Raw genomic sequence first — 23829 nt, 5'->3', positions numbered from 1 at the left:
GTGTATTTGCCGACCTCTGCCGCGCCTTAAGATTCGATGGGCGAAAGGGGAGGACCATGTTGAACGGACTGGGACGTAAGGCGGTGGCGCCGCTCGCGGCGGCGTTGGTGCTCGGAGGGGTTTTCGGAGCCACCGCGCCGGAGGCGGCGGCCTGGCCGATACCGCTGACCGGTGAAGACAACGCCTATCTCAAGGCCACACGAGGTGTCTTTCCCGGCGATGACGACCAGTTGCTGCTGGTGGGCCGGGAGATGTGCCGTCTGCTCTACACCGGTCAGCCCGCATCTGCGGTGATCGACCAGATGGCAGGACAGTATGCGGCCACGCCGGAGCAGGCCGCGGTTGCGTTGCGTGCCGCCCGCCGGGCGTACTGCACGCAGGCGCCCGGTTAGACGCCGACCATCTCCGCGCTGCGGTCCCAGAGCTGTTGTGCCAGAACAGGATCGTTGGCCTGCTTGTTCGGCCGACCGGGCTTGCGCCGGGCGTAGTACTGTCCGGACGTCCAGTCGGAGCCCGGGGTCGACGTGGCCAGCCATACCAACTGATCTGCCCCCTTGTCCGGGCTGACCAGGAGGAGCTTCTTCAGCGGTGTGCGGTAGAGCAGTTCCAAGGCCGGGTTGTTGGCCTCCGCGCCGAAGTTCGAGGCCACCGAGCCCGGGTGGAACGAGGCCGTGGAGATCCCAGCAGAGTGGTAGCGGCGGTGCAGTTCCTTGGTGAACAGGATGTTGGCCAGCTTTGCATCGCCGTAGGCCTTCTGCGCCTTGAAACCGCGTTCGTGGTTCAGGTCGGTGATGTCTATGTGGCCGAACAGCCGGTTACCCACGCTGGAGGTGTTGATCACCGATGCCTTGGCGTCGATCAGGCGATCCAGCAGCAGGGTGGTCAGCAGGAACGGGGCCAGGTGGTTGACCTGGAAGGTTTTCTCGAAGCCGTCGACGGTCGCCTGCCGGGTTCCGCTCATGATGCCGCCGGCGTTGTTGGCCAGCACGTCGATGCGCGGATACCGATCCACCAACTGGGCGGCCAGATCGCGGACCTGGCTGAGTTCGGCGAAGTCGGCAACGAGGTGGTCGGCGCCGAGCGCGCCGGCCACCGCCGCAGTCTTACCGGGTGACCGGCCAACCACCACGACGTTGTCGCCACGCCGGCTCAACTGGCGGGCGGCCGCGGCACCGACGCCGTCGCTGGCGCCGGTGATGACGATGGTCCTGCGCTCCGGGTTCACCGGCCCAGACTAGACCGTTCCGGTGACAGAGTCGGTGAGTTGTTGAAGGCCGAAGTCGGTGCTCTCCGGCAGCGCGTCCAACGGCCACCAGCGCAGGTCCAGAGACTCGTCGCTGCAGGCGATCTCGGCGCCTTCCGGTGCCCGCACCACGAACTGCATGTCGAGGTGGCGGGTCGGCACACCCAGCGAGCAGGTCACCGGATGCACGTGTAGCGCGGCCAACTGCGGGTCGATGGTCAGCCCGGTGATGCCGGACTCCTCGGTGGCCTCGCGCAGTGCGGCGGAGCGAATGTCGGAATCTGTTTCCTCACAGTGCCCGCCGAGCTGCAACCAGCGGCCGAAGCGGGGATGCAGGGTGAGCAACGTCTGGGTTCCGGTGTGATCGACCACCAGTGCCGAGGCGGTGATGTGGCCGGGTACGCATGCGCGCAGGCAGGCGTCGGGACGGGCGGCCAGAAACGACAGCACCGCGTACCGCAGGGTGTCCTGGCCGGGATCGGCTGTCTGCCAATGCGTCAGCATCTCGACGGCGGAGGCGTGCAGGCTCTCGGCGCTCACTTCACGACCAGCAGGCCGTCGGTGGGCACCGGGTCGCGCGGCGGTTGCGGATCGGCGGCGTGACCGATCGCGATGGCGCCCAACGGCTCCCAGTCCGCAGGCAGATCGAGCTCGGCACGCACCAGGTCACCGGCGAAGATGGTCGAGCCGATCCAGCAGCTGCCCACGTCGCGTACCGCCAGCGCCACCAGCAGGGCCTGCACCGCCGCACCCACGGCGACGGTGAACATCGTGTGCTCGGCCTGGGTGCGGGCCTCGTCGGGATAGCTGTGGGCGCCGTCGGGAACCAGGAACGGAATCACCAGTTCCGGGGCGTCGTACAGGATCTGACCGCGGTTCACGCGGCGCTCGACGGACTCCGGGTCCCGGCCGTCCCCGGTGAGATCGGCCCGCCACCGGTCCTTCATCCGGTCCAGCAGCCGGGTCCGCACGGCACCGTCCTGCACCCAGACGAAGCGCACCGGGCGGGTGTGATGCGGGGCGGGCGCGGTGAGTGCCTCGCTGACGGCGGCTTCGATGAGTGCGTGGTCGACCGGTTCGTCGGAGAACGTGCGCACTGAGCGACGCAGTAGCTGAGCTTGGTTGCGCCCCATCTCGATTGCCTCGGCGGTACCGAGCCAGAACAAATCGTCCTCGCCGGACCGCAGCAGCGTGCGGGCGTTCGATCCGTCGTCGGTCAGCTCCAGCCCACGCACCACCGCGACGGGGATCGCAGTGAGCTTGCCCTTGACCAGATCGGCTGCCGCAGCGATCTCGTCGGCCACCGCCACCTCGGTGACCAGAAGTTCGTTACCGTGCCGATCGCGTGCGCCCGCATAACCGTGCAGCACGGTGAGCCCGGATGCGCCGATGGCGAAATCGGCCTGGCCGTTGCGCCAGGCGCGGCCCATGGTGTCGGTGATCACGACGGCGACCGTGACGCCGAGTCGCTCACGCAGGTTTTCGCGAAGCGCCTGTGCGCTGCCGTCGGGATCGACCGGCAGCAGGGCCAATTCGTTCGAGTCGACATTGGAGCCGTCGACTCCGGCGGCGGCCTGGACAAGTCCGATGGCGTTCTCGGTGATCAGGGTCCGGCCCTTGCGTGCCAGCACGCGGACCGCCTCGGCGTCGATGAGCTTGCGCCGCAGGGTGTCCCGCTCGTCTGGGTCGGAAGGGGCGGTGACGATGCGGCCTTCACACTTGGACACGATCTTGCTGGTGATGACCAGCACGTCCCCGTCACGCAGCCACGGCGTCGCCTCGGCGAGGGCGGCGGCCAGATCATCCCCGGGTCGGAACTCGGGAAGCCCTGGCACCGGCAGAATCTCGACCCGGTCGGCAGACCCGTGCTCGGTGTTCACCCCGGTGGTCACAGCGCAACGCCTGCCACATCCAGACCGGCCCGCACCATCTCTGCGGTGGTCGGCGGGTCGGTCATCAGCAGCGGTACCGCGCGCACAGCCACGCCCTCGATCTCGGCGTCATCGCCCTCGTGTACCAGCCAGCCGTCCAGGATCCCGGTGCCCGACCGGGCGCCGAAGTGCTGGCCGACGGCCTGCGAGGTGGATTCCACGCCGATGATGGACAGACACTCATCTGCCATGCCGCGCAACGGTTTTCCGTCGATGATGGGGGAGTAGCCGACCACGGGTGCCTTCGTCGAACGCAGCGCGCCGCGGACACCGGGGATCTGCAGGATCGGCCCGATGCTCACGACGGGATTCGACGGTGCCAGCAACACCACGTCGGCCTCGGCGATCGCGTCGGTGACGCCCGGCGCGGCGGTTGCCTGTTCTGCACCGACGAACGCGAAGCTGTGTGAGGGCACCTGTGCGCGGTAGCGCACCCACCACTCCTGGAAGTGGATCGCCCGTCGTTCGCCGTCTTCGGGGTCGGTGATCACCACGTGGGTCTCGCTGCGGTCGTCGGTGACCGGCAACAGCCGCGCACCCGGTGACCAGCGCTTGCACAGCGCCTCGGTGACCTGCGACAGCGGGTAGCCGGCGCGCAGCATCTGGGTGCGGACCAGATGGGTGGCCAGGTCCCGGTCGCCCAGGCCGAACCAGTCAGGTTGCACGCCGTACGCGGCAAGTTCTTCCTTGGCGTGCCAGGTCTCATCCTTGTGACCCCAGCCGCGCTCGGGATCGATGCCCCCACCCAGGGTGTACATACAGGTGTCGAGGTCCGGGCAGATCCGGACGCCGTGCATCCACGCGTCGTCGCCCACGTTCACGATCGCGGTGAGTTCATGCTTGCTGTCGCTCCCGGCGAACTGGCCGAGGCCCAACAGGTGCTGTACCCCCAGCAAAAACCGGGCGCCTCCGACGCCGCCGACCAGAACGGTGATCTTCACAACGTCCGACCCTAAGCTCTGAGGGCGCGCGGATGGAAACGACGTCGTCACGGGCAGGACACGCCGATGTCGCGACGCGCCGATTTGACATTACGAGATGGTATGAATTCGCGTCCCGGCGCTTGACCCTGGCAGCTAACACGTGTGTAATCACATATGTGTCATTTCCCGGTCGGTGACCGATTCCGGTGTCGCGGACCGAGATTCGATCAACTGTTCGAATGGGGTGACCGCACATCGCAATAGTGGGGCTCCACTTAGGATCTATGAGACCGAGTGAGGAGGCGGGGGATAATGTCTTATGAGAGCGGCGATTTCGATCATGTGGTCCGGTTCGACAACCGGCTACTCGGCTCGGTAGACAACGCACCGCACATCAACGCCGGGCCGACACCGCTGGGGATGCCCGCACGTCCTCAGCTGAGTTTGGTACCCGAACACATTGATGTTGATCCGGAAGACGAAGACGACCAATGGCAGGAACGTGCGCTGTGCGCACAGACCGACCCGGAGGCGTTCTTCCCGGAGAAGGGCGGGTCTACCCGCGAGGCCAAGCGCATCTGCCAGGGATGCGAAGTGAAGGACGCATGCCTGGAATATGCGCTCGCGCATGACGAGCGTTTCGGAATTTGGGGAGGGCTGTCCGAGCGGGAGCGTCGCAGGCTCAAACGCGGCATCATCTGACGCTCTTCCCGGCAGGGCGCTTCATCGCAGGGGTGCGGCGCTCGATGTCAGTCGTCGTCGATCGTTGGGTCGATGACTGACGGTTCAACTCCCAGATAGGTGGCCACTTGGGCCACCAGGATTTCATGCAGCAGATCGGCAAGCTCATCGGATCCTTTGACCCGGCGCTCGATGGGCTTGCGGAACAAGACAATTCGAGCCCGGGTCGCGTTCCCTCTGACGTCGACCCCAGCAGGTATCAGCCGTGCCAGCGCGATCGGCCCATCGGCGATGACCTCGGGTGGCCATTGCACACTGTCCGGGTCTTTCGGGGACATCCGCGGAATCTCATCGACGGCGACGTCCAGTTCTCGCAGCCGCGACGCCCACCGGCGTTCGATCGGTTCGTAAGCCTCCAGCACCGCCATGTCGAACCGCTCGGCCCGGCTGCGCCAGCCGGGAACCGAGCGCGGAAGTAGCGGCCCGCGCATATCGCGGCCGCGGCGCGATCGCCATGGGTTGCGCTGGGCCACGGCGATGATCGTAACGGTTCGGGATCGGGGCCCCGACGGCTGCGCGTGTCCGGCGGCCCACAGCGATCGTCCAAAGTAATCTCTGGGGCGTGAATGTTCCCCGTCGCTGCTGCCGGCCCGGGTGCCCGCACTATGCCGTGGCGACGCTGACTTTTGTCTACTCCGACTCCACGGCGGTAGTCGGACCACTGGCCACGGTGTCTGAGCCCCATTCCTGGGATTTGTGCGTCGGCCATGCCGGCCGCATCACTGCGCCGCGCGGTTGGGAGCTGGTCCGTCACGCCGGGCCGCTGCCCACCCATCCCGACGAGGACGATCTGGTGGCGCTGGCCGATGCGGTCCGCGAAGGTCAACCCGGTGCGGTGTCCCGGGGCGGGGTGGTGGCCGGATTCTCCGATCCCTCCACCGGTCTGGGCACCAGCGCGGTGATGGTGCCACCGGCGCGTCCCGCGGAGACCAACGGACGTCGTCGCGGCCACCTGCGGGTGTTGCCGGATCCCACTGACTAGACAGCGGTCGGGCCAAGAGTAGTGAACGTATCGACGCCGCCCGACGGTTAGGCTGGCGCCAACGATTCCGTTTCACAAGGAGCTATATGTCTAGGCCAGCGGCGGCTGTTCACGATGTCATCAAGGCCTATGACGTCCGGGGACTGGTCGGCAGCCAGATCGACGAGGCGTTCGTGTCCGAGGTCGGCGGTGCATTCGCTCGGCTGGTCCGCGCCGAAGGTGCGGGACAGGTGGTGATCGGTTACGACATGCGGGCCAGTTCGCCGACGCTGGCCTCAGCGTTCGCCGACGGTGTCACCGCTCAGGGCTTGGATGTGGTCAGAATCGGCCTCGCCTCCACCGATCAGCTGTATTTCGCGTCGGGCCTGCTGGACTGCCCGGGGGCGATGTTCACCGCCAGCCACAATCCCGCTGCCTACAACGGGATCAAACTGTGCCGCGCCGGGGCCAAACCGGTCGGCAAGGACACCGGCCTTTCGATCATCTCCGACGAGGTGATCGCCGGCGTGCCGGCGCACGACGGCCCGGCAGGCGTCACGTCCGATCGCGATGTGCTGTCCGACTACGGCAGCTTCCTGCGGTCCCTGGTCGATCTCAGCGCGCTGCGGCCGCTGCGCATCGCGGTCGATGCGGGCAACGGCATGGCCGGTCACACCACACCGGCGGTCCTCGGGCCGATCCCGGGTGTCACCGTGCTCCCGCTGTTCTTCGAACTCGACGGCAGCTTCCCCAATCACGAGGCCAACCCGCTGAATCCGGCCAATCTCGTCGACCTGCAGGCCCACGTGTTGGCCTCCGGCGCCGACATCGGCCTGGCGTTCGACGGGGACGCGGACCGCTGCTTCGTGGTCGACGAACTCGGCCGTCCGGTGTCACCGTCGGCGGTGACCGCACTGGTGGCAGCCCGTGAGCTCAAACGCGAGATCGGCGCCACCGTGATCCACAACCTGATCACCTCGCGCGCCGTTCCCGAATTGGTCATCGAGCGCGGCGGCACGCCCGTACGGTCCCGGGTCGGGCACTCCTACATCAAGGGTCTGATGGCCGAGACGGGCGCCATCTTCGGTGGGGAACACTCGGCCCACTACTACTTCCGGGACTTCTGGGGTGCCGATTCCGGCATGCTCGCGGCCCTGCACGTGCTGGCCGCGCTGGGCGAGCAGGAGCGTCCGCTGTCGGAGTTCATGGCGGACTACCAGCGGTACGAGGCGTCCGGCGAGATCAACTTCACCGTCGGCGATGCCCCGGCGTGCGTCGACGCCGTGCTCAAATCCTTTGCCGGCTCGATCCACTCCATCGATCACCTCGACGGTGTCACAGTCGATCTCGGTGACGGCAGCTGGTTCAACCTACGCACGTCGAACACCGAACCGCTGCTCCGGCTGAACGTGGAAGCGCGTGCCGCCGAGGACGTCGCCGCGCTCGTCGACAGAGTTTCGGCACAGATCCGTGAGGTGAGCGAGCCGGTGCCGTGAACGCCGTGGACGCCACGGTCGACTTAGGCGACGGTGACGGACTTCTCGCCGCCGATCGCAACGGTCTGCTGCGGGCCGCGGCAATGGCGGGCGCCCAGGTTCGGGCCACCGCCGCGGCGTCGGCAGAGGGTCTGCTCGACCCGCTGCGTGCCGATCAACCACCGCGCACGGTGATTTGGGTTGCCGGCCGCGGTACGGCCGAGAGTGCCGGCGCCATGCTGGCCGCCGTGCTCGGCGCGTCGATCTCGGCGCCCATCGTGGTGGCCGCCGAGACCCCGCCGTGGCTCGGCGCACTGGACGTGGTGATCGTCGCCGGTGACGACCCGGGCGATCCGGCCCTGGTGAATGCGGCGGCCACCGGTGTGCGCCGCGGTGCCCGGGTCCTGATCGTGGCGCCCCATGAGGGGCCGCTGCGTGACATCGCGGCCGGGCGCGCGGTAGTGCTCGCGCCCCGGCTGTGGGTGCCCGACGACTTCGGGCTGGCCCGGTACCTGGCCGCAGGTCTGGCCGCGCTACACGTTGTGGATCCGGGTATGCGTGTGGATCTGGCCGCACTGGCCGACGAACTCGACGCCGAGGCGCTGCGCAACAGCGCCGGGCGAGAGCTGTTCACCAATCCGGCGAAGACGCTGGCCGAGCGGATGTCGGACAGCGCGGTCGTGCTGGCCGGCGACAATCCGGCCACCCTGGCGCTGGCCCGGCACGGGGCGGCCGCGATGCTGCGCCTGGCCGGGGAAGTGGTGGCGGCCGCCGGGCTGAGTGATGTGCTTGCGGCGATGGGCAGCGGGGCAGTGGGGGTGCCTGCGGCCCGATCGTTGTTCCATGACGAAGAGATCGACGGACCGCTGCCACGCCGCATGCGTACATTCGCGTTGATCACCGACACCGAACGACAAGCGGTGGGGGCACGGGTCAGCGGCTTCGACGACATCGCCGTGATCGGTGCCGAGGACGTGCCGGAAGCGGCTGGGACGGCCCTGCCGGTCGGGCGCCCGGAACAACAACTGGCGATTCTGGCTGTCCGTGTGGAGATGACGGCCGTATATTTGAAACTGGTTCGAGGATAAGAAGTGCATCTGCTACGGGGCGCGGTGCGGACCTATGCCTGGGGTTCGCGCACGGCAATCGCTGATTTCACCGGAAGGCCCAGTCCGACAATCCATCCGGAGGCTGAACTCTGGCTCGGGGCGCATCCGGGCGACCCGGCCTGGCTGCAGACCGACCACGGTGAAGAGTCGTTGCTGCAGGCGATTCATGACGACCCCGAGGGGCAATTGGGCAGTGTGGCGATCGGCCGATTCGGCGACGCACTGCCGTTCCTCGTCAAGGTGCTGGCCGCCGATGAGCCGTTGTCGTTGCAGGCGCACCCCAGCGCCGCTCAGGCCCGGGAGGGCTTCGACCGTGAGGACCGGCTCGACATCCCGGTGTCCTCACCTGTCCGCAACTACCGCGACCGGAGCCACAAGCCCGAGTTGCTGGTTGCCCTAGGACAATTCGATGCGCTTGCCGGATTCCGCCCGGTCGACCGCACGGTCGAGCTGATGCGCGCACTGGCGGTCTCGGACCTTGACCCGTTCATCAACCTGCTGTCCGATCAATCCGGTGCCGACGGGTTGCGGGCCTTGTTCACCACCTGGATCACCGCTCCGCAGCCCGACCTCGACGTGCTGGTGCCGGCGGTTCTCGATGGAGCGGTCCACTACATCCGGTCCGGGGCAAAGAAATTCGCTGCCGAGGTCAAGACCGTGCTGGAGCTCGGTGAGCGTTATCCGGGTGACGCCGGTGTGCTGGCCTCCCTGCTGCTCAACCGCATCAGCCTGCGGCCGGGGGAAGGCATCTACCTTCCGGCCGGAAACTTGCACGCATATCTGCACGGTGTCGGTGTCGAGGTGATGGCCAACTCCGACAACGTGCTGCGTGGTGGGCTGACCCCGAAGCACGTGGATGTCCCCGAACTCCTGAGGGTGCTGGATTTCACTCCGACCCCTGACGAGCGGCTGCGTCCGGAAACCGTCACGGAAGGGCCGGAGACCATCTACCGGACGCCGGCGCAGGAGTTCGCGGTATCGGTGTTGTCGGTCGAAGGTGACCGCCTCGGTGACGAGATCGACGTGCACTCCCACCACGACGGGCCGCAGCTGCTGCTGTGCACGGAGGGCGCCGCGGTGATCTACGCCGACGACGACAAGCTGACCTTGGAGCGGGGCGCGGCAGCGTGGGTGGCGGCCGAGGACGGCCCCATCCGGCTGACTGCCGCCGAGCCGACGAAACTGTTCCGCGTCACCATCGGGATCTAGCCGGAATCCGTCACGCCGAGGGGTTGACGACGTCGACCTCGGACTCACGGTCGCTGCGCTCGGCGAGCCATTGCTTGATGTTGTTGCGCATGGCACGGCCGACCAGGCGGGGCGGCGGCACCAGATAGAGGCTGTCGATCAGGCTGGTCCTGCTCAGAAACCATTCGGCCACAAAGGGATCGGTCTCGGCTGCTGCGACAAATTGATTGAACAGCTCGTACGCCGGGCGGTACCACCAGGGGCGGTCGCCCACCGCCCCGTGCTCGGTATGGTCCGCTGCGGCGTTCATCAGCCACACGGGCCAAATCGTCTTGGCGTTGCTGAACGCCAGTCGCCACATCACGTTGTCCATTCCGCCGGCCAGCGCCCGGCGCAGGTTGTCGGCCTGCAGTGCCGCCATCGTCACGCCCTGCCCGAACGTGGGGTTGAGGCTGGCGATGGCGTCACCGAACGGCAGGATCCCCGTGGGAAATCTGCCGATCCGTTCGTAGCGCCGCCACTTGCTCGTCGGGTACCGGTGAAGGTTCATTTCGCCGACGGGCGTACCGGCTCGCAACGCGGCACTGATCTCGGCCGGCAGCAGCTCGTCGGCCAGCGCGCAAACCCCCGCGAAGTCACGGGGCGGTTCGGCCTTGGCCACCCCGAATGCCGTCACCATCCAGATGCCGTCCTCGTGGAAAAGCATGCCCATCCCCAACGGGCGGTTTCGGGTGGCGCCGACAATGATCATCTTCTGCGGCATCATCCCCTCGGGGATCTTCACGCGGTGCGAGGCGTAGGTGACGCCCACCTGTACCGAATCCTCGCGTGGGCGCTCGAATCCCCACTGTTGCAGCCACGCCGGAAGCCGGCTGCCGCGGCCTGACGCGTCGATGACCAGATCGGTCGGCGTGACATCGCCGTCATCGAGGACGACGCCGGTCACCCGCTCGGTCGCCGGGTCGTACTGCGGATGCGCGACGGCTCGGTGCGCAATCTCAACCCTGGCCAATGCGCTGACCCGCTTGCGGATCTGCCATTCGAGGTGACCACGGCTGGGAACGTAGGCGGTGTATTTGTCGTCCAGTCCGGTTTCCAGGACGTGGCCGGCCGCGTCGAAGTGGATCAACTCGCGGCGGTTGCGTATCACCGGGACGCCGGAGGCCGCCATGTCGTGGAGCAATCCGGGAAACAGCGCTTCCAGTTCCTGACCGCCACGGGCCATCAGCAGATGGACGTGCTGGCCCTGCGGGATGGCGCTGCGATTGACCGGCTGGTCCGGAAGCTCGTCGCGTTCGTAGACGGTGACGTGGTCGAAATGGTCGGCGAGTACCCGGGCCGCGCACAGCCCGGCGATGCTCCCTCCAACGACAACGGCTCGATTCGGCGAAAGTTCGTGAGTCCTGCGCATATGACGGCTACGGTACTGCGACCACGGCGTGAACCGGATCGGAATGAGAGGTGGCGTCAATTTTGTCTGCCTTTCGGTCGTCGCCGCGAGCGCATCTGTCGGCTGCGGGGGCGGATGCAGCCCACGTCATCGTCAGTGCTGGTACCGGCCGCCTAACGGGCTTGCAACAACTCGTGGCACAATCCCGTGGCTGAAGACGTGATACGGCTCTCAGATTGATACCCTCTGCAAGAAACTTCACACATCAACGGATGGGGCGATGACAACGGTCAGCGACGCGGACGGCACAGCAACTGGGGACCTCTATTTCGACAGGGTGGAGGCCCTCTCTCGTGCGACTGTCCGTCGACGCTTCGATCCCCATGTCGACATCGACTGGGACGCCCCCGAGAATGCGTTGCAGGACGACGATCCGCGGTGGCAGTTGGACCCGGAGAGCGCTCCGCTCGCGGCGACGGACTGGTATGCCGAACAGCCGTTGCAGCGCCGCATCGACATGGGCCGCTGGGTCACCGCGAACACGCTCAAGGTGACGCTGCAATTCGAGATGATGCTGATTCGCGGTGTGGTGCACTACGCCGGCAAATTGCCGAATCGGTCGCCGGTGTTCCAATATCTGCTGCACGAGCTGATCGACGAATGTAATCACATCCAGATGTTCCAGGAATTCGTCAACCGCACCGGCGAGGATGTGCCCGGAATGCGGCGAGGCTCGCGGGTGATCGGGCCGATCCTCGGCTTTATCGGCGGCTATGCCAACATCATCCATTTCATCGGAGTGCTGTGCGGTGAACAGCCGCTGCACTTCCAGCAGACTCTGCAGCATCGTGGCGCGGCTCATGTGCCGCCGTTGCTGAACAAGATCACCTACATTCACCTGGCGGAGGAAGCGCGGCACATTTCGTTTGCCGACGACCTTCTGGCTCAGCGAATGCAAAAGGTCACCCGCCTGAAGAAGGCGTGGTACGCCATTCTGTTCCCGTTCTTTCTCCGGTGGTTGATCGGGGAGATGATCGGGCCGCCGCGCACCTTTGCCCGGGAGTTCGGGGTTCCGCGACGGGTCTTCAAGTCTGCGTTCTGGCGGAGTGCCCGGTCGCGCCAGATGATGGCGGAATCGGCCGCCGACGTTCGGCGGGTGGCCGAGGACCTTGGTCTGCGGACGGCGTGGTCGCGGTGGATCTGGCGAATGTTGGGTATCGAGGGACGGCTACCGCGGTACCGCGGTGAGCCTGACCGGAGCCCTGCGGTCGCGCGGGTGGCCGAGCTCCGCACCGCCCTGACGGCACGCCTCGCGGCAGTGGCGGTCATGGCGAGCGTTGCCCTGCTGGCGACACCGGACGGTGTGCGGATCATCGCGTGCGCCGCCGCTGGGGCCGGCGTGTGGGCGGCCTATCACACCCTCCGGGAACGTCGCGGCGGTGTGGTGGGGAACCAACCGTTCGAATGGCCGCGGCTTTTCGTGTGGGTTGTGGTGTGCGTGGCCATGATTCCCGCGGGCGGGCTGATCGGGCTTGCGCTGGTGGTGTTCATGATCCTGGCGCTCGCCGAGTTCATGCCCACCCTCTGAACCGGACCCGAATCATTCGCGGCACGCCTGCCGCCTGACTGCACGAACGACGAAGCGGCGCCCCGAGGGGCGCCGCTGGTCAAGGTGCTTCAGGTCGAACGGGCTGCTGTCAGGCGGGCTTGTGGTACGTGTAAACCCGGTACTGGATGAGGCCGAGCTTGGACAGCCACTTCATCCAGCGGGTGCCGACGATCATCGTCTTCTGGGCATCCGCTGAACCCTGCTCGCGGAAGAACTTGAGCAGGAAGGGATACGTCGGCAACGTGTTCTTCCGGATGTTGCGCTTTGCCGTGAGTTCGAGGCCCGCACGCTTGCCCATGGACTTGTAGCCCCGCAGGGGCACATTGCCGAGCGTTCCGTAGGACTTCGCGATCCGGGGGCGGATCGCCATCCAGATCGGTGTCTTACCGAAGAACATCAGGGTCGGCACGAAGTCGGATACCGCCAGGTAACCGCCCGGCTTGAGCACCCGCGCCGCTTCCGCGAGGAACTTCTCACGGGACGGGAAATGGAAGATGCACTCGACGGCCAGGACACGGTCGAACGAGTTGTCCTCGAACGGCAGCTGACAGGCGTCGGCCTCGATCCAGCCGATCTTGTTGCCGTTGACCGGCTTGGTCTGGGCACCGGCGGCCGCGAGCTGGCGCGGATCGATGTTCAGGCCCGTGAGGTCCATGTTGGAGTAGGTGCCGTTGATCTGCTGGATGGTTCCGCCGAATCCGCAGCCGGCATCCAGCAGCTTCTGTCCGTCGGCAACCTTTCCCGCCGCGAACAGCACATGGTCCATCTGCTCCATGGCGGCCTTGTAGTCGGCCCGGGTGCCCGTGGCGGTCTTGGGATTCTCCCAGTAGCCCCAGTGCACCTGGTTATCCCACAGCTGGCCGGTTTCGCCGCCGTCCTGCCTCTCATCGATCAGCAGGTCAAAGTAGGGGAGCTCAGCCATGCGCGGGACCGTATCACGATCGGAGCCGAGTGTGACGTAGACCCCACTGGGCGGCGAGGGCACGGTTCGGCGAAGTTTGAGAGTCCTATCTGTTTCGCCGCCACCGTGGTGGGAACATTGCGTGACCCCGGTCAGGATGAGAGGCCACACCACATATGTCTGCCCTTCGGCGAACCAAATCTGTCGAGCAGTCGATAGCCGACACCGACGAGCCGTCGACGCGGCTCCGCAAGGACCTCACGTGGTGGGACCTGACGGTGTTCGGGGTGTCGGTCGTGATCGGCGCGGGCATCTTCACCATCACCGCGTCCACAGCGGGCAATCTGACCGGGCCCGCGATCTCGATCGCCTTCGTGATCGCCGCCGTGGCATGCGGTCTGGCCGCCTTGTGTTACGCCGAGTTCGCTTCGACCGTGCCCGTCGCCGGCAGCGCGTACACCTTTTCCTATGCCACGTTCGGTGAATTCGCGGCGTGGATCATCGGGTGGGATCTGATCTTGGAGTTCGCCGTCGCCGCCGCGGTGGTGGCCAAGGGATGGTCGAGCTACCTGGGCACGGTGTTCGGGTTCGGCGGCGGAATAGCGGATTTCGGTGGCCTGGCGGTCGACTGGGGCGCGTTGGTGATCATCGCGCTGGTGACGGTCCTGCTGGTGGTCGGCACCAAGTTGTCCGCGCACTTCAGTCTGGTGATCACCATCATCAAGGTGTCGGTCGTGCTGTTGGTGGTGATCGTCGGCGCGTTCTATATCAAGGCCGCGAACTACACCCCGTTCATCCCGCCGAACGAGGCCGGCAAGGGGGCCAGCGGGGCTGACCAGTCGTTGTTCTCGTTGTTGACCGGGGCTGCCGGCAGCCACTACGGCTGGTACGGCGTGCTGGCCGGCGCCTCGATCGTGTTCTTCGCGTTCATCGGGTTCGACGTCGTCGCGACCACCGCCGAGGAGACCCGCGATCCGCAGCGCGACGTGCCCCGCGGCATCCTGGCCTCACTCGGCATCGTCACGGTCCTCTATGTCGCGGTGTCGGTGGTGCTCTCGGGCATGGTGTCCTACACCGTGCTGCGGGATGCGCCTGACGGCCACGCGAACCTGGCCACGGCATTCGAAGCCAACGGTGTGCACTGGGCGGCGAAGGTCATCTCGATCGGAGCGCTAGCGGGCCTCACGACTGTGGTGATCGTGCTGATGCTCGGACAGACCCGGGTGCTGTTCGCGATGTCGCGCGACGGTCTGTTGCCGCGCAAACTGGCCGTGACCGGCAGCCATGGGACGCCCGTCCGAATCACCGTGATCGTCGGTGTGCTCGTGGCGATCGCCGCCTCGGTGTTCCCGATGGGACGGCTCGAGGAGATGGTCAACATCGGCACGCTGTTCGCCTTCGTGCTGGTCTCGGCCGGTGTCATCGTGCTGCGCCGGACTCGCCCCGACCTGCCGCGCGGATTCCGCGTGCCGTGGGTGCCGGTGTTGCCGATCGCCGCGATCCTGGCGTGCCTGTGGTTGATGCTCAACCTCACCGGATTGACCTGGATCCGGTTTCTGCTCTGGATGGTGATCGGCGTGGTGGTGTACTTCGCGTACGGCCGGCGGCATTCGGTCCTGGCCAGCCGGGACGTCGCCACGGTTTGAGCGGCACAGCCTAGGAGCCACCGAAACTGAAGCCAGGGACAAATCCAGCTCCGATCTTGTCCCTGGCTTCAGTTTCGAGCTGCAGCCAGAAACCCCACCTGCTCGGTTTGTGACGCCGCACACCTGCAGTGCTTTACAAAAGATAGTTGAATGTCTAGACAGACGACAGCACGCGTCATATAGTCAAGCCATTGCAGTGATAGCTCTCACAACAGGAGGCTCATCGTGGTGGCGGAACTCTCGAACGGACCGGACGTCGCAGACGTCGGGCAGTGGCGGGACAAGAAGCGGCATCTGTGGCTCATGGGTTTGATCGCCCCGACGGCGATCTTCGTGATGCTGCCGGTGGTCTGGGCGCTCAATCGGGCCGGCTGGCATGTCGCGGCGCAGGTGCCGCTCTGGATCGGCCCGATCCTGCTCTACGTCCTGCTGCCGCTGCTGGATCTGCGGTTCGGACCCGACGGACAGAACCCGCCCGATGAGGTCATGGAGCAGCTGGAGAACGACAAGTACTACCGGTACTGCACCTACCTCTACATCCCGTTCCAGTACGCGAGCGTCGTGATGGGCGCGTACCTGTTCACCGCGTCCGACCTACACTGGCTCGGGTTCGACGGTGGGCTGGGCTGGCCGGCCAAGATCGGCATCGCACTGTCGGTGGGTGTGCTCGGCGGGGTGGGTATCAACACCGCGCACGAGATGGGGCACAAGCGCGACTCGCTGGAGCGCTGGCTGTCCAAGATCACGCTGGCCCAGACCTGGTACGGCCACTTCTACATCGAGCACAACCGTGGGCACCACGTGCGGGTGGCGACTCCCGAGGATCCCGCTTCGGCGCGTTTCGGCGAGACCTTCTGGGAGTTCTTGCCGCGCAGTGTGTTCGGCAGCCTGCGCTCGTCGTGGGAGTTGGAGGCCCAGCGGCTGCGCCGGCAGGACAAATCGCCATGGCACTGGTCCAATGACGTCCTCAACGCGTGGGCGATGTCGGTCGTGTTCTGGGGCGTACTGATCGCGATCTTCGGCGTCGGCCTGGTCCCGTTCATGGTGATTCAGGCGATCTACGGCTTCAGCCTGCTGGAGTCGGTGAACTACCTGGAGCACTACGGACTGCTGCGACAGAAGATGTCCAGCGGCCGCTACGAGCGCTGCGCACCCGTGCACAGCTGGAACTCCGACCACATCGTGACCAACCTGTTCCTGTATCACCTGCAGCGCCACAGCGATCACCACGCCAACCCGACACGCCGGTACCAGACCCTGCGGAGCATCGATGGCGCACCCAATCTGCCCAGCGGGTACGCCTCGCTGATCGGGCTCACCTATCTACCGCCGTTGTGGCGCAAGCTGATGGACCACCGGGTGCTGGAGCATTACGACGGCGACATCACCAAGGTCAACATCCAGCCGCGGCTGCGGGAGAAGGTCTTGGCCCGGTACGGGGCCTCCGGCACTGGTGCTGCAGCATGAGCGCTTACCGGTGCCCCGGGTGTGGCTACATCTACGACGAAGCCAAAGGTGCTCCGCGCGAAGGCTTTCCGGCCGGAACTCCGTGGGACGAGGTGCCCGACGAATGGTGCTGCCCCGACTGTGCCGTCCGGGAGAAGATCGATTTCGAGGCGATAGGAGTAGTGACGTGAGCGAGCCATACAAGCTGTTCCTCTGCGTGCAGTGCGGTTTCGAGTACGACGAGGCCAAGGGCTGGCCCGAGGACGGCATCGCCCCGGGCACGCGGTGGGACGACATTCCCGAGGACTGGAGCTGCCCGGACTGCGGCGCGGCGAAAGCCGATTTCGACATGGTCGAGGTCGTACGGCCTTGACGGCTTCGTGCGACGCGCTCGATAGCGGCCCGGAAAGCGATATTGTCGCCCGTGTGAGTCGGCCGCGAGAAAAGCAGCGCATTCCGTACGCGGAGGCATCGCGAGTGCTGTTGCGGGATTCGATCCTCGACGGCATGCGCGAGCTGCTGCTGACCCGTGACTGGTCGGCCATCACGCTGTCGCACGTGGCGCAGGTCGCCGGTATCAGCCGTCAGACGATCTACAACGAGTTCGGTTCACGCCAGGGCTTGGCCGAGGGATACGCCATGCGCCTGGCGGACCGCCTCGTCGACGCGGTCGACGGGGCCATCACCAACAACGTCGGCGAAGTGCACGCGGCGTTTCTGGAGGGCTTCCGCGCGTTCTTCCTCGAGTCCGCCGCCGATCCGCTGGTGATCTCGTTGCTCACCGGTGCGTCCAAGCCCGACCTACTGCAGATCATCACCACCGGCAGCGGGCCGATCATCTCCCGCTGCTCGCAACGGCTGACCGGAACCTTCCAGAACAGCTGGATGAAAGCCAGCGACGAGGACGCCGGGGTGCTGGCCCGGGCGATCGTGCGGCTGGCGATGAGTTACGTGTCGATGCCGCCCGAAGCGGACCACGATGTGGCCGGTGACCTGGCCCGACTCATGACGCCCTTCGCCGAGCGCTACGGTGTCATAGATACCCCCTAGCTGTCAGAGCGCCGCCGCTGTCAAAAACACATTGAGCGCCTGTCCCGCGAGCCCGCAGGCTAGAGGTATCTGCACGTGGCGTCGCTTTTCGGCGTGCCCGTGCGCTGGCAAGCAATCACGAATGGAAGAGGGCTCTACATGACTGAGTTGAAGGCTGACAGCCGGGGCGGCATCGACTTCAAGGTCGCCGACCTGTCGCTGGCCGATTTCGGCCGCAAGGAGATCCGCCTGGCCGAACACGAGATGCCAGGCCTGATGGCACTGCGTCGTGAGTACCACGACGTGCAGCCGCTCAAGGGCGCACGCATCTCCGGCTCGCTGCACATGACCGTGCAGACCGCGGTGCTGATCGAGACGCTGGTGGCTCTCGGCGCCGAGGTTCGCTGGGCCTCCTGCAACATCTTCTCCACCCAGGATCACGCGGCCGCCGCAGTGGTGGTCGGGCCGCACGGCACCCCCGAAGATCCCAAGGGCACCCCGGTCTTCGCGTGGAAGGGCGAGACGCTGGAGGAGTACTGGTGGGCCGCCGAGCAGATGCTCACCTGGGAGGGTGAGCCGGCGAACATGATCCTCGACGACGGTGGCGACGCCACCATGCTCGTGCTGCGCGGCGCGGAGTACGAGAAGGCCGGCGTGGTCCCGCCTGCCGAGGAAGAGGACTCGGCCGAGTGGAAGGTCTTCCTGTCCCTGGTGCGCAAGCGCTTTGAGACGGAGAAGGACAAGTGGACCAAGATCGCGGCGTCGGTCAAGGGTGTCACCGAGGAGACCACGACCGGCGTGCTGCGGCTGTACCAGTTCGCCGCCGCGGGTGAGCTGGCGTTCCCGGCCATCAACGTCAACGACTCGGTCACCAAGAGCAAGTTCGACAACAAGTACGGCACCCGCCACTCACTGGTCGACGGCATCAACCGCGGCACCGACGCGCTGATCGGCGGCAAGAAGGTGCTGATCTGCGGCTACGGCGACGTGGGCAAGGGCTGTGCCGAATCGCTGGCCGGTCAGGGTGCGCGCGTGCAGGTCACCGAGATCGACCCCATCAACGCCCTGCAGGCGCTGATGGACGGTTACGACGTGGTGACCGTCGAGGAGGCGATCGGCAACGCCGACATCGTGGTGACCGCGACCGGCAACTTCGACATCATCCTGCTCGACCATATGAAGGCGATGAAGGACCACGCGATCCTGGGCAACATCGGCCACTTCGACAACGAGATCGACATGGCGGCCCTGGAGAAGTCGGGTGCGGTGCGGCTGAACATCAAGCCGCAGGTCGACCAGTGGACCTTCGGCGACTCGGGCAAGTCGATCATCGTGCTGAGCGAGGGCCGGCTGCTCAACCTCGGAAACGCCACGGGCCACCCGTCGTTCGTGATGAGCAACAGCTTCTCGAACCAGGTGATCGCCCAGATCGAGCTGTGGACCAAGAACGACGAGTACGACAACGAGGTCTACCGCCTGGCCAAGCACCTCGATGAGAAGGTGGCGCGCATCCACGTCGAGGCGCTGGGTGGCTCGCTGACCAAGCTCACCAAGGAGCAGGCTGAGTACATCGGCGTCGACGTCGAGGGTCCGTACAAGCCGGAGCACTACCGGTACTGATTTCCCTTTCTGCGCGAGCAGATGCGAAAGTCCCCGTCATCCAAGGATTCGGGGACTTTTGCATTGGGGCACCTCCCTGACGCCCAGGGTGGTGGTGGCGGTCCCAGGTTGACTGAGCCCTTTTCGGCCCGGCGATCGCGCGGCACGGTGGAGGCATGAAGTTCGGTGTCAGCACATTCCTCACTGACCGGGGCCTGGCGCCCACGAAACTGGCGATAGCCCTTGAGGACCGGGGATTCGACTCACTTTTCGTTGCCGAGCACACTCATCTGCCGGTGGCCGGGCCGGTACCGCCCGAAGGTGACCTGCCCCCGCACGATTACTACCGGTCGTTGGACCCCTTCGTGGCACTGGCGGCGGCGGCCGTCGTCACCGAACGACTGCTCCTCGGTACCGGGATCGCATTGGTGGTGCAACGTGATCCGATCACGCTCGCCAAGGAAGCGGCGAGTGTGGACCAGCTCTCCGGCGGTCGGTTCCAGCTCGGCGTCGGCGCCGGTTGGTTGCGTGAGGAGATGCGCAATCACGGCACCGAACCGAGGACCCGACTGGCCTTGATGCGCGAGCGGGTGCTGGCGATGAAGGAGATCTGGACCGCCGAGAAGGCCGAGTTTCACGGCGAGTTCGTCGATTTCCACCCGATCTACTCATGGCCCAAGCCCGTCCAGCGGCCTCATGTACCGGTGCTCGTCGGCGGCAACGGTCCCACCGTATTGCAACGGGTACTCGAATACGGGGACCAGTGGGCGCCGAATCTGGTTGGCACACCTGAGGGGTTGGTGACCCGGGTGCAGGAACTTCGGCGGCGGGGTGACGAGCGGGGACGCGACCGGATTCCGGTGACGCTGATCGGTGCCGACCAACGTGGCTACCTGGGGCCCGACCGGCAGAGCACGATCACGCCGTTGACCCGACGCGAGCTCGAGGTGTTGGCCGAGGGCGGCGTCGACCATTGCGTCTTCTTTCGCGACGCCGCCGCCGCGGAGACCGAGGCGTTGCGCTACCTCGACGAACTTGCCGAATTGACCAGGCCGTTCCGCGATTGAGCCCGCACCAGGGTGTCGAGCCGTTCGTCGGTACCGGTCCCGGGTCGCGGGTTGTACAGCACCAGGTGCCAGCCCGGAAGATCGGTGACGGCCAGGGTTGTCTTGTCGAACACCAGCTCGCCAGCCCGAGGATGCAGCACGGCCTTGACCGCCTGTGAATGGCGACCCACGTCGTGCCGTCCCCACAGCTCGACGAACTCGGGGCTGACCGCGCCGAGATCATCGACGATCTCGGCGAACCGGACATCGTCCGGATACCGTGCCGCGTCGGCGCGGAACGCGGACACCACACCCGGCGCGGCCGCTGCCCAGTGGACGTACATGTCGCGGTACCGGCTGTTGGTGAAGAACGTGACGAGGCAGTTGCGATCGGTGTCGCCGTAGCCGAACACCCGCCGAGTCGCTTCGTTGACCGCGAGCAGATTCCAGTACCGGTCCTGCAGGATCGCCGGTCGCGGCGACCACGCCTCGAGCAGATGGAGAAGCTCGGGCGTGACTTCGGTCGCGTGCTCCCCGGCCGGAGGGGGATTCATCCCCGACAGCGAATACAGGTGTGAGCGTTCGGGTTGCGAGAGCTGCAGGGCCGCGCTGATCGCGTCCAGCACGCTCGATGACACGTTGATGTCGCGGCCCTGCTCCAGCCACGTGTACCAGGAGGTTCCGACACCGGCCAGCAGGGCGACCTCCTCGCGGCGCAGTCCCGGGGTCCGTCGCCTGCCGCCGACCACCAACCCGACGTCGGCCGGCTTGAGCCGGGCACGGCGAGTCCGCAGGAAATCGGTGAGCTGCTCGCGCTTCATAAGGCGATGGTAGAAGTGCCGCCAGGGCCGGCGCACACGTCGGATTGGTGGTGTCACCCCCTGGATTGGCGTGACTCCGGCTTGGTTACTTCTTGTTGTCGTGCTTGCTCTTGCTGTCGGCGTCCTTCCTGGCCGGGCTGTCCGAGCCCGCCCGTGCCGAACCGGACGTGCTGGAGCCGTACGCACCGGCGCTGGAACTGCTTGAGCTGGAAGTGGATTCGGTCGACTGGCGGGTGCTGGGTCCATTGAATCCGTTGCGGACGTTCTTGACCGCGTCCTTGATATCCTTGACCAGCTTGGGCTGCGTGTTGAGCGACGTGCCGGTCCGGACCGTAGGAGCCTTCGCACCGGTCTGAGACTTCGGCTTCGTCGCATCGGCATCGCCGACCGATTCCGTTTGTGCCCCGGCCTTTTCGTCGGTTCCGGTGACCTCGCCTGCGGGGCTGGTCTGGTCGGCCGGACTCGGCAGTGGCACCGCCACCGTCTTGTTCGAGGTGGTGTGGATCAGTTCGGTGGCCGCGGCGCCCGCGTCGGAAGCTGCATTGTCGACGGTCGTGGCTGTGGCTGCCCTGTCGGCAACGGTCTCAGTTTCCGGGGCGATGCCTTGCAGCTTCTTCACGATGTCGTTGACGGCGGCGGTCTTCAAGGCATTGCAGGGCCCCGATCGGGCCTACCGCCTCGCCCTTGACCGAGATGCCGATGGCGCCGAGTTTGACGTCCAGACCGAGGCTGTTGAAGATCGATTCGCCGACCGAGGGGATCGTAACCTTGTTGCCGTCTTCATCGGTGTACTCGTACGTGCTCCGGTCGGTGGAGCCGGGGGTGAGCAGATCGCCGGGCGATCTCGGGCACCGAGCGACGGCACCGGACAAAAATGCTAAGCATGGCTATCTTTATGGAAGGAGCTCAGGGCAATGAAGGAAGTGACCATCGCCTTCGATATCGACGGAACACTGCGTGACAACACCATCACCGATGCCTACGTTGCCAATGAGCGCATCCGCACACTGCTGATCACCCTGGCGAGCATGAAGAACACGCGGATCATGCTCTGGTCCGGCGGTGGTGAGGGATATGCGCGTCGGGCCGCCGACGCGATGGGCATCGTGAAGTACGTCGACGTCTACGCCGACAAGGGCTACGGCGGCTACGACGCCGAGGGGCGTCCCATCTTCCACACCGACCTGAAACCGGACATCGCCTTCGACGACATCGAGGAGTGCTCGCTCGGCGACCTGAACCTCATCGTGCAGGAACGAGGGTTTACACCGGGTTACGTTCCGCCGCAGCAGCGGCCGAATTAGTCGGCCTCAGATGACGTCGCGGCCGAGAATGATCCAGTCGTTGCCATCGTTGACGATCTGAACTCCCGGGATTTCCGCTGCGCCCCTTGTCATGTCGACAAGGCTTTCCCAGGTGATGCCGCCGTACGTGATACCCGGGCGGGTGCGGGTTGTGTAAGCCAAGATCCAACCGCTTCGCCCAGCCGCCGAAGAAGTGTGCATCGTCTGTTGCGCGCCGGGCGACGCATTGCCTCGCAGATGGAGGTAAAGCTCGCGTCCGCGCAATACGGCCAGCGCAGATTCAAACCAATCTTCGGGTCTGGCATCAACCGCGCAGGAGATGGCCATTTCAAGCTCGTCACCCCTCAGATCGGCGATGACAGCGGGCATGTGCTCACGCGAAATGGCAACTGTCTCGTTCTTGAGATTGGTGATCACGAGCCAGTCTGCCTGTAGCGATTCATGCGCAATTTCGAGCAGCGTCGGCCAGTGCGCACCGGCGAAATGTTGCGGTAGCTCAGGGTGCCTCTTCGACGAGTAGACGAGCATGGCAAGACTGCCGTCATCGAGTCTGCGAAGCGGGGTTGAAAACTTGCGTCCGCCGTCCACTTCGACGGCGGTTGCCGCGTAGTACATCTCCTTCCCGGCCAACGCCCGGAAGAGTTGCGCCCGCGGTAGAGGGCCACCGTCTTGTGCGGCGATCGTGAACAACTGCGCTGTCTGGTCGCTGGACATCCTGACGCCCCCATTTTCCGAATTCGACCGGCAGCAGCCTCCGCCTCAGCAGCCTAACCGTGGCAAAACCTGACCCGCCGCACCGATTACGCTGCCACTGTGCTCATAGCGATCGAGGGCGTCGACGGCGCGGGTAAACGTACGTTGACCAACGGCCTGCGAGCGGCGTTCGAGGCCGATCACCGCTCCGTCGGCAGCCTGGCGTTTCCGCGCTATCACCATTCGGTGCCCGCTGACCTGGCCGCCGAGGCGCTGCACGGGGCGCACGGGGACCTGGCCGATTCGATCTACGCGATGGCCACCCTGTTCGCGCTCGACCGGGCCGGCGCGCGTGAGGAGATCGAACACCTGCAGGGCGCCTACGACGTCGTCATCCTGGACCGCTATGTCGCCTCGAACGCCGCTTACAGTGCGGCCCGGCTGCACCAGGGGGCCGACGGTGAGGCGGTGGCCTGGGTGCGCGAGCTCGAGTTCGACCGCCTCAGACTTCCCAGGCCGGATTGGCAGGTACTGCTCGACGTCCCGACGGAGCTGGCCGCACAGCGGGCCGAGCACCGGGCCAACACCGAGGCCGACCGCGCCAAGGATGCCTACGAACGCGACGGTGGACTGCAGCAGCGCACCGGCGAGGTATACGCCGCCCTGGCCGCCACCGACTGGTGCGGTCGATGGGCCACCGCGGGCCCGGATGTGGACCCGGCAGCCCTCGCGGGTCGGCTAAGCAGCAGATAAAGCCGAGAAACCCGCGTGTGG

Annotated in this window: 27 protein-coding genes; 16 read left to right on the top strand and 11 right to left on the bottom strand. The window is 66.0% G+C overall.

The window, feature by feature from the left end:
- The first annotated feature begins 56 nt into the window (after positions 1 to 56).
- The gene (locus tag ACWEFV_RS11645) at positions 57 to 392 is read left to right on the top strand and encodes a DUF732 domain-containing protein (RefSeq protein WP_450070280.1); all 336 of its coding nucleotides are present in this window, start codon (positions 57 to 59) and stop codon (positions 390 to 392) included.
- Here ACWEFV_RS11645 and ACWEFV_RS11640 read toward each other — a convergent pair.
- From ACWEFV_RS11640 to cofD, 4 genes are read right to left on the bottom strand one after another with little or no spacing between them, the layout of a single operon-like run.
- Positions 389 to 1225 (bottom strand): SDR family NAD(P)-dependent oxidoreductase, encoded by an 837-nt coding sequence (locus ACWEFV_RS11640; protein ID WP_450070279.1) that lies wholly within the window; start codon positions 1223 to 1225, stop codon positions 389 to 391. The two genes, ACWEFV_RS11645 and ACWEFV_RS11640, sit on opposite strands and share 4 nt — an antisense overlap.
- A gap of 9 nt (positions 1226 to 1234) precedes the next feature.
- Entirely contained in the window at positions 1235 to 1747 is a 513-nt protein-coding gene (locus ACWEFV_RS11635; RefSeq protein ID WP_135459916.1) for an NUDIX hydrolase, read from the bottom strand.
- A gap of 32 nt (positions 1748 to 1779) precedes the next feature.
- Positions 1780 to 3123: a coenzyme F420-0:L-glutamate ligase gene (locus tag ACWEFV_RS11630; RefSeq protein ID WP_167858090.1), complete on the bottom strand. Its 1344-nt coding sequence runs from the start codon at positions 3121 to 3123 to the stop codon at positions 1780 to 1782.
- Positions 3124 to 3131: 8 nt separating this feature from the next.
- Complete coding sequence (gene cofD / locus ACWEFV_RS11625; protein ID WP_450070278.1) at positions 3132 to 4115, bottom strand: 2-phospho-L-lactate transferase; 984 nt, start codon at positions 4113 to 4115, stop codon at positions 3132 to 3134.
- A gap of 294 nt (positions 4116 to 4409) precedes the next feature.
- Here cofD and ACWEFV_RS11620 point away from each other — a divergent pair, with 294 nt between their 5' ends.
- A complete protein-coding gene (locus tag ACWEFV_RS11620; RefSeq protein ID WP_450070277.1) occupies positions 4410 to 4799 on the top strand; it encodes a WhiB family transcriptional regulator in 390 nt (129 codons plus the stop codon).
- Positions 4800 to 4846: 47 nt separating this feature from the next.
- Here the strand turns inward: ACWEFV_RS11620 and ACWEFV_RS11615 are convergent, their stop codons facing one another.
- Entirely contained in the window at positions 4847 to 5269 is a 423-nt protein-coding gene (locus ACWEFV_RS11615; RefSeq protein WP_036388738.1) for a metallopeptidase family protein, read from the bottom strand.
- A 131-nt stretch (positions 5270 to 5400) separates the two neighbouring features.
- On the opposite strand from ACWEFV_RS11615, the gene ACWEFV_RS11610 reads away from it, so the two are divergent.
- The 4 genes from ACWEFV_RS11610 to manA all read left to right on the top strand — a co-directional run bounded on the left by ACWEFV_RS11610 (position 5401) and on the right by manA (position 9592).
- A complete protein-coding gene (locus ACWEFV_RS11610) occupies positions 5401 to 5820 on the top strand; it encodes a DUF3499 domain-containing protein (protein ID WP_450070276.1) in 420 nt (139 codons plus the stop codon).
- Positions 5821 to 5906: 86 nt separating this feature from the next.
- Positions 5907 to 7295: a phosphomannomutase/phosphoglucomutase gene (locus tag ACWEFV_RS11605; RefSeq protein ID WP_450070275.1), complete on the top strand. Its 1389-nt coding sequence runs from the start codon at positions 5907 to 5909 to the stop codon at positions 7293 to 7295.
- Positions 7292 to 8362 (top strand): TobH protein, encoded by a 1071-nt coding sequence (locus ACWEFV_RS11600; protein WP_450070274.1) that lies wholly within the window; start codon positions 7292 to 7294, stop codon positions 8360 to 8362. Before ACWEFV_RS11605 ends, ACWEFV_RS11600 begins: the two co-directional genes overlap by 4 nt.
- A gap of 3 nt (positions 8363 to 8365) precedes the next feature.
- On the top strand, positions 8366 to 9592 hold the full coding sequence (gene manA / locus ACWEFV_RS11595) for a mannose-6-phosphate isomerase, class I (protein ID WP_450070273.1): 1227 nt from the start codon (positions 8366 to 8368) through the stop codon (positions 9590 to 9592).
- A gap of 10 nt (positions 9593 to 9602) precedes the next feature.
- Here manA and ACWEFV_RS11590 read toward each other — a convergent pair whose 3' ends face one another.
- Positions 9603 to 10982 (bottom strand): FAD-dependent oxidoreductase, encoded by a 1380-nt coding sequence (locus ACWEFV_RS11590; protein ID WP_450070272.1) that lies wholly within the window; start codon positions 10980 to 10982, stop codon positions 9603 to 9605.
- Between the two features lie 259 nt (positions 10983 to 11241).
- Here ACWEFV_RS11590 and ACWEFV_RS11585 point away from each other — a divergent pair, with 259 nt between their 5' ends.
- Positions 11242 to 12549 carry an AurF N-oxygenase family protein gene (locus ACWEFV_RS11585; RefSeq protein WP_450070271.1) on the top strand — a complete coding sequence of 436 codons (1308 nt, stop codon included), beginning with the start codon at positions 11242 to 11244 and terminating at the stop codon, positions 12547 to 12549.
- Positions 12550 to 12658: 109 nt separating this feature from the next.
- On the opposite strand, the gene ACWEFV_RS11580 is transcribed toward ACWEFV_RS11585, so the two are convergent.
- Positions 12659 to 13492, bottom strand: coding sequence for a methyltransferase domain-containing protein (locus ACWEFV_RS11580; protein ID WP_450070270.1), 834 nt, complete (start codon positions 13490 to 13492; stop codon positions 12659 to 12661).
- A 155-nt stretch (positions 13493 to 13647) separates the two neighbouring features.
- On the opposite strand from ACWEFV_RS11580, the gene ACWEFV_RS11575 reads away from it, so the two are divergent.
- From ACWEFV_RS11575 to ACWEFV_RS11545, 7 genes are all read left to right on the top strand, one after another.
- Entirely contained in the window at positions 13648 to 15117 is a 1470-nt protein-coding gene (locus ACWEFV_RS11575; protein WP_135453228.1) for an amino acid permease, read from the top strand.
- 303 nt (positions 15118 to 15420) lie between these two features.
- Positions 15421 to 16584, top strand: a complete 1164-nt coding sequence (locus tag ACWEFV_RS11570) for an alkane 1-monooxygenase (RefSeq protein WP_286175272.1) — start codon at positions 15421 to 15423, stop codon at positions 16582 to 16584.
- Complete coding sequence (locus tag ACWEFV_RS11565) at positions 16581 to 16754, top strand: rubredoxin (protein ID WP_135453230.1); 174 nt, start codon at positions 16581 to 16583, stop codon at positions 16752 to 16754. Before ACWEFV_RS11570 ends, ACWEFV_RS11565 begins: the two co-directional genes overlap by 4 nt.
- Complete coding sequence (locus tag ACWEFV_RS11560; protein ID WP_135453231.1) at positions 16751 to 16936, top strand: rubredoxin; 186 nt, start codon at positions 16751 to 16753, stop codon at positions 16934 to 16936. The genes ACWEFV_RS11565 and ACWEFV_RS11560 overlap by 4 nt, the downstream gene beginning before the upstream one ends.
- Before the next feature lie 53 nt (positions 16937 to 16989).
- Positions 16990 to 17613: a TetR family transcriptional regulator AlkX gene (alkX, locus tag ACWEFV_RS11555; RefSeq protein WP_135453232.1), complete on the top strand. Its 624-nt coding sequence runs from the start codon at positions 16990 to 16992 to the stop codon at positions 17611 to 17613.
- Between the two features lie 138 nt (positions 17614 to 17751).
- Entirely contained in the window at positions 17752 to 19212 is a 1461-nt protein-coding gene (ahcY, locus tag ACWEFV_RS11550) for an adenosylhomocysteinase (protein WP_135453233.1), read from the top strand.
- A gap of 155 nt (positions 19213 to 19367) precedes the next feature.
- Positions 19368 to 20258, top strand: coding sequence for an LLM class F420-dependent oxidoreductase (locus ACWEFV_RS11545; RefSeq protein WP_450070269.1), 891 nt, complete (start codon positions 19368 to 19370; stop codon positions 20256 to 20258).
- On the opposite strand, the gene ACWEFV_RS11540 is transcribed toward ACWEFV_RS11545, so the two are convergent.
- From ACWEFV_RS11540 to ACWEFV_RS11530, 3 genes are all read right to left on the bottom strand, one after another.
- Positions 20213 to 21058, bottom strand: a complete 846-nt coding sequence (locus ACWEFV_RS11540; RefSeq protein ID WP_135453235.1) for a helix-turn-helix transcriptional regulator — start codon at positions 21056 to 21058, stop codon at positions 20213 to 20215. The genes ACWEFV_RS11545 and ACWEFV_RS11540 overlap by 46 nt on opposite strands.
- A gap of 85 nt (positions 21059 to 21143) precedes the next feature.
- Complete coding sequence (locus tag ACWEFV_RS11535) at positions 21144 to 21677, bottom strand: hypothetical protein (protein ID WP_450070268.1); 534 nt, start codon at positions 21675 to 21677, stop codon at positions 21144 to 21146.
- Positions 21643 to 21930 carry a hypothetical protein gene (locus ACWEFV_RS11530; RefSeq protein WP_450070267.1) on the bottom strand — a complete coding sequence of 96 codons (288 nt, stop codon included), beginning with the start codon at positions 21928 to 21930 and terminating at the stop codon, positions 21643 to 21645. Before ACWEFV_RS11530 ends, ACWEFV_RS11535 begins: the two co-directional genes overlap by 35 nt.
- A gap of 42 nt (positions 21931 to 21972) precedes the next feature.
- Here ACWEFV_RS11530 and ACWEFV_RS11525 point away from each other — a divergent pair, with 42 nt between their 5' ends.
- The gene (locus ACWEFV_RS11525; protein WP_450070266.1) at positions 21973 to 22362 is read left to right on the top strand and encodes a hypothetical protein; all 390 of its coding nucleotides are present in this window, start codon (positions 21973 to 21975) and stop codon (positions 22360 to 22362) included.
- A gap of 6 nt (positions 22363 to 22368) precedes the next feature.
- Here the strand turns inward: ACWEFV_RS11525 and ACWEFV_RS11520 are convergent, their stop codons facing one another.
- Positions 22369 to 23076, bottom strand: a complete 708-nt coding sequence (locus ACWEFV_RS11520) for a hypothetical protein (protein WP_450070265.1) — start codon at positions 23074 to 23076, stop codon at positions 22369 to 22371.
- 99 nt (positions 23077 to 23175) lie between these two features.
- On the opposite strand from ACWEFV_RS11520, the gene ACWEFV_RS11515 reads away from it, so the two are divergent.
- The gene (locus tag ACWEFV_RS11515) at positions 23176 to 23808 is read left to right on the top strand and encodes a dTMP kinase (protein ID WP_450070264.1); all 633 of its coding nucleotides are present in this window, start codon (positions 23176 to 23178) and stop codon (positions 23806 to 23808) included.
- Positions 23809 to 23829: the final 21 nt, after the last annotated feature.

The organism is Mycobacterium sp. NPDC004974, from assembly GCF_053600815.1.
This window is presented reverse-complemented; position numbering and strand designations above follow the sequence as displayed.

Excerpts from the sequence above, each read along its gene's own strand:
- ACWEFV_RS11525 (WP_450070266.1), top strand. The coding sequence starts at position 21,973 with ATGAAGGAAGTGACCATCGCCTTCGATATCGACGGAACACTGCGTGAC.
- ACWEFV_RS11575 (WP_135453228.1), top strand. The coding sequence starts at position 13,648 with ATGTCTGCCCTTCGGCGAACCAAATCTGTCGAGCAGTCGATAGCCGAC.
- ahcY (WP_135453233.1), top strand. The coding sequence starts at position 17,752 with ATGACTGAGTTGAAGGCTGACAGCCGGGGCGGCATCGACTTCAAGGTC.
- ACWEFV_RS11615 (WP_036388738.1), bottom strand. The coding sequence starts at position 5,269 with ATGCGCGGGCCGCTACTTCCGCGCTCGGTTCCCGGCTGGCGCAGCCGG.
- ACWEFV_RS11520 (WP_450070265.1), bottom strand. The coding sequence starts at position 23,076 with ATGTCCAGCGACCAGACAGCGCAGTTGTTCACGATCGCCGCACAAGAC.
- ACWEFV_RS11540 (WP_135453235.1), bottom strand. The coding sequence starts at position 21,058 with ATGAAGCGCGAGCAGCTCACCGATTTCCTGCGGACTCGCCGTGCCCGG.
- ACWEFV_RS11545 (WP_450070269.1), top strand. The coding sequence starts at position 19,368 with ATGAAGTTCGGTGTCAGCACATTCCTCACTGACCGGGGCCTGGCGCCC.
- ACWEFV_RS11570 (WP_286175272.1), top strand. The coding sequence starts at position 15,421 with ATGGGTTTGATCGCCCCGACGGCGATCTTCGTGATGCTGCCGGTGGTC.
- ACWEFV_RS11590 (WP_450070272.1), bottom strand. The coding sequence starts at position 10,982 with ATGCGCAGGACTCACGAACTTTCGCCGAATCGAGCCGTTGTCGTTGGA.
- ACWEFV_RS11605 (WP_450070275.1), top strand. The coding sequence starts at position 5,907 with ATGTCTAGGCCAGCGGCGGCTGTTCACGATGTCATCAAGGCCTATGAC.
- ACWEFV_RS11620 (WP_450070277.1), top strand. The coding sequence starts at position 4,410 with ATGTCTTATGAGAGCGGCGATTTCGATCATGTGGTCCGGTTCGACAAC.
- ACWEFV_RS11580 (WP_450070270.1), bottom strand. The coding sequence starts at position 13,492 with ATGGCTGAGCTCCCCTACTTTGACCTGCTGATCGATGAGAGGCAGGAC.
- ACWEFV_RS11565 (WP_135453230.1), top strand. The coding sequence starts at position 16,581 with ATGAGCGCTTACCGGTGCCCCGGGTGTGGCTACATCTACGACGAAGCC.
- ACWEFV_RS11635 (WP_135459916.1), bottom strand. The coding sequence starts at position 1,747 with ATGCTGACGCATTGGCAGACAGCCGATCCCGGCCAGGACACCCTGCGG.
- ACWEFV_RS11585 (WP_450070271.1), top strand. The coding sequence starts at position 11,242 with ATGACAACGGTCAGCGACGCGGACGGCACAGCAACTGGGGACCTCTAT.
- ACWEFV_RS11645 (WP_450070280.1), top strand. The coding sequence starts at position 57 with ATGTTGAACGGACTGGGACGTAAGGCGGTGGCGCCGCTCGCGGCGGCG.